This is a genomic window from Oceanisphaera litoralis (assembly GCF_016907015.1).
GTDB lineage: Bacteria > Pseudomonadota > Gammaproteobacteria > Enterobacterales > Aeromonadaceae > Oceanimonas > Oceanimonas litoralis.
On the sequence record NZ_JAFBBE010000043.1, the window covers coordinates 1 to 3,685 of the forward strand.

At 55.9% G+C, this 3,685-nt stretch carries 4 protein-coding genes; 3 read left to right on the forward strand and 1 reads right to left on the reverse strand.

Going from position 1 to position 3,685, the window contains the following annotated elements:
• Positions 1 to 255: 255 nt before the first annotated feature.
• A complete protein-coding gene (locus HNR62_RS15885; RefSeq protein WP_204797056.1) occupies positions 256 to 1,161 on the reverse strand; it encodes a LysR substrate-binding domain-containing protein in 906 nt (301 codons plus the stop codon).
• Positions 1,162 to 1,768: 607 nt separating this feature from the next.
• On the opposite strand from HNR62_RS15885, the gene HNR62_RS15890 reads away from it, so the two are divergent.
• The 3 genes from HNR62_RS15890 (at position 1,769) to HNR62_RS15900 (ending at position 3,383) form a co-directional block, all read left to right on the forward strand.
• Positions 1,769 to 1,915 carry a hypothetical protein gene (locus tag HNR62_RS15890; protein WP_204797057.1) on the forward strand — a complete coding sequence of 49 codons (147 nt, stop codon included), beginning with the start codon at positions 1,769 to 1,771 and terminating at the stop codon, positions 1,913 to 1,915.
• A gap of 36 nt (positions 1,916 to 1,951) precedes the next feature.
• A complete protein-coding gene (locus tag HNR62_RS15895) occupies positions 1,952 to 2,746 on the forward strand; it encodes an SDR family NAD(P)-dependent oxidoreductase (RefSeq protein ID WP_204797058.1) in 795 nt (264 codons plus the stop codon).
• 79 nt (positions 2,747 to 2,825) lie between these two features.
• Positions 2,826 to 3,383 carry an NADPH-dependent FMN reductase gene (locus HNR62_RS15900; RefSeq protein WP_204797059.1) on the forward strand — a complete coding sequence of 186 codons (558 nt, stop codon included), beginning with the start codon at positions 2,826 to 2,828 and terminating at the stop codon, positions 3,381 to 3,383.
• The last annotated feature ends 302 nt before the right edge of the window (positions 3,384 to 3,685 follow it).

A 3,685-nucleotide genomic window follows, 5' to 3' on the forward strand; every position in this document is an offset into this window, starting at 1 on the left:
ATCTGGCTTGGCGGCGATTCTTTGAAACTCACACTAACCCGAATGAAAACAGCATCTTATTGGCACAGACACAGTTAACGCATACATAGCCAATCGGATTAATCATGTGCCCAGGCCGTCATCCTGACGAACGTCAGGATCTCCATGCAGGAAGATACCGGTATCACTGGACGTTAAACGCGGCATTGTTATCAGTCACTGATCACGTCTTTAATGGGATTGGGATTGGTATGACGCCGCCAACCTAGCGCGGCGTCAGCTGCTGCCGATATCTTCAAAGGCCTCCACCAGATAGTCGATCATGGCTCTCACCTTGGCCGGCTGCCTGTGGCCGGGAGGAAACAGAATATGGGCGCCGCCCAAATCGTGAGTGGGCTGGTCAAGCTCCAGCGCCACCAGTTGTTGCCGGGCCAGCGCATCCGTCACAATAAAATGGGGCTGGTAAATAATGCCCTGCCCGGCCAGCGCGGCTGCCAGCAGAGCATCCCCGTTATCGGCCCTGAGGTTTCCCTTCACCGGCACCTGAACGCTGCCATCCTGACCAAAGCACCAGGTGCCCTGGCCCTGAAGCGGCGACAGGGTATAACTCAGACAATTATGTCCACAAAGATCGGCTACGCGCCGTGGGGTGCCATGTTTCGCCAGGTAATCCGCTGAAGCGCAGACCCGCATAGGACAATTGCCCAAACTTCTGGCCTTGAGCCCGCTGTCGGCAAGATGCCCGATACGAATAAGAATATCCCAGCCGCCCTGCAGCATATCCTGCTGGGAATCGCTCAGCCCCAGCTCTACTTCCACCAGCGGATAGCGTTGACTGAAGGCCGGCAATAGGGGGGCAATAAAACGTGTTCCAAAGGACAACGGCACATTAATGCGCAGCTGCCCGACCGCGTCCTCCCGCTGGGCTGCGGCTTCCGACTCGGCCTCATCCAGCTGCTGAAGAATTCGTTGACAGGCCTCCAGATAGTCCCTGCCCGTATCGGTCAGTGTCAGTTGCCGGGTGGTACGATGCAACAGTTTTACCCCCAGCCTGGCCTCCTGGGCATCCACGTGTTTGGTGGCCATGGCCGGAGACATTCCCAGTTCACGTCCCGCCGCCGACAGGCTGCCTCGGGTTGCAGCCTGAATGAACACCCGCATACCGGTAAATCGATCCAGCACTTATTTCGTACTCACAGTTAAAAGAATTCGCCAATAATAGCAGGTTCTCTTACTGAATCATTAGAGGTAGAGTGGTTGCCGGTTTTGCTGGTATGCATCAAGGAAGCATGCGTCGGGCGAAACCCGATACAGCAGAGAGCCTCTTGGGATTCTCTGCTGTTGTTTTCATTCCTACTGTAACGTCCTAATCAGGCGTTTTTTTCTCCATCAGCCTCGACATGATCGATAGTATGGGAATCGCCCCGCCTCGCCGGGGCGTTTTTATGCGCCGTCATAATAAGGTGCTCTCCTATCGGACATTACTCCATTTAAATGACACCCGTATTACGGCCATTTCCGGCCGTCATCAAAGACAACACTCCTCATCTCACAACACACCTCATTTCACAACATTCATTTCCTACCAACAGTTGAAAGTGTTGCCCAGTGAAGACCTATTCTCTTACTTAAATATCGAGGATACAGTACAGTCAGGCTTATCCGGCACAAGATGGAAGGGGGTGAGAGCATGCCTCTACTGACAGCTGTACTAACAGCTGTACTAACAGATACCACCATCACCCAACCGGTATTCTTTATACCCCATGGTGCGGGCCCCTGTTTTTTCATGGACTGGCAGCCGCACGACGAGGCGCACCTTTTGCCGCTGATGATGGCAGCGGGGGCAGCCGGGGTGGCGGAGCAAGATGCTGGCCGTCAGGTTTATTCGGAGCTGGTGCTCAAGACCCAGTTATCGGCCTTTCAATTTGGCTGAGTAGTGACATTCATTTACCCATAAAGGAGACAAGTCATGCATATCGATCTTTCCGGAAAACAGGCATTGGTCACCGGCGCCACCGCAGGCATAGGTCTGGCCATCGCCACCGGGCTGGCCAGGGCCGGTGCCCAGGTGACCATCGTCGGCCGCGACCAGGCCAAACTGGACCAGGCGCAGGCCGCCATTGCCCAGGCCAGTGGCCGTGATGATGTCCGCGGTATACAGGCCGATGCCGGCACGACCGAAGGCTGTCAAGCCGTGATCGAGCAGCAGCCGGAAGCCGACATCCTGATCAACAACCTGGGTATCTATGGCGCCTGCCCCTTCTTCGAGATCAACGATGCGGCCTGGGAAGAGATTTTTCAGGTGAACGTGATGAGCGGTGTGCGTCTGGCCCGTCATTACGCCAAGGGCATGCAGGCCCGCAGCTGGGGCCGTATCCAGTTTATCTCCAGTGAGTCGGCGCTCAATATTCCGTCCGAGATGGTGCACTACGGCGTTAGCAAGGCGGCGTTGCAGGGAGTGTCTCGTGGTCTGGCCAAGGTACTCGCCGGCAGTGGCGTCACTGTCAACACCATACTGCCGGGGCCGACCCGGACCGAAGGTGCTCAGGCCATGATGGCAGAAATGGGCAAGGAACGTGGCGTGACAGCGGAACAAATGGAAACCCTGTTCCTGGCAGAGAACCGCCCCTCAACATTGCTTAAGCGCTTCGCCACGCCAGAGGAAGTTGCCAATCTGTGTATTTATGCGGCCTCTCCTCAGGCCAGTGCCACCACAGGTGCGGCACTGCGGGTAGAAGGTGGTATCGTCGAAAGCATTGCCTGAGTTTCATTGAGGCGCCTGGCAGCTTTCCGTCAGGTCCGCAACCGTTAAGTACACAACCCAGTAATCAGAAGGAGAGACCATGAAACTTTTAGCCATCAGCGGCAGCCTGCGCAAAAATTCCTACAATACTCTACTGCTCAAGGCGGCGGCGGAGCACGTTAATCAGGATGCCTCGGTCGAGCTGTTCGATCTGGCCGACATTCCGTTCTATAACGGGGATGTGGACGGCGACACCAAGCCGGTAGCGGTGCAGGCGCTGCTGGATGCCATTCGCCATGCCGACGGCCTGCTGATCGCCACACCCGAGTACAACTACAGCATTCCCGGCGTGCTGAAAAATGCCCTCGACTGGGCCTCTCGCCCGGCATTCAACTCGGTGCTGCGGGGCAAGCCCACGGGCATCATGAGTGCCTCGATGAGCACATTAGGCGGTGCCCGGGCGCAAATCCACCTGCGTGACGTACTGGCCGCCACCCTGACCCCCTTCTACCTGGCACCGGATTTCGCCTTGGCGACCTCGCACCAGGCCTTTGACGACAAGGGTCGCCTGGTGGATCAGGGCACCCGGGACTTTCTGCAGAACTACATGGCAGGCTTTACCCAGTGGGTGGCCTCGCAGCAGGTTACATCGCGATAATTCGGGAAGCAGCGAAGCAAGCCACCCTCGGGTATCTCGACGTGTTTGATAACCGAGGGCGGCACTTCGGCAATGACTACATGAGTCCTGTGGACTATGAATCATCGCTACGAGTGGTTGCTTGAAAATGTGTCCGGAAAACTGTTGCCAGATCAGGCGCGCCTGATGATAGAGAATTAATGTTAATTTCGCTCTGATGTTAGCTACCTTACGAATCCCCTCATTTTTATTGTTCAAATAATACCGAAGATCCGCTTGTATAAGCGGTGCTGAGACAGGTAGTAAGAAAACTTCGCCATCAG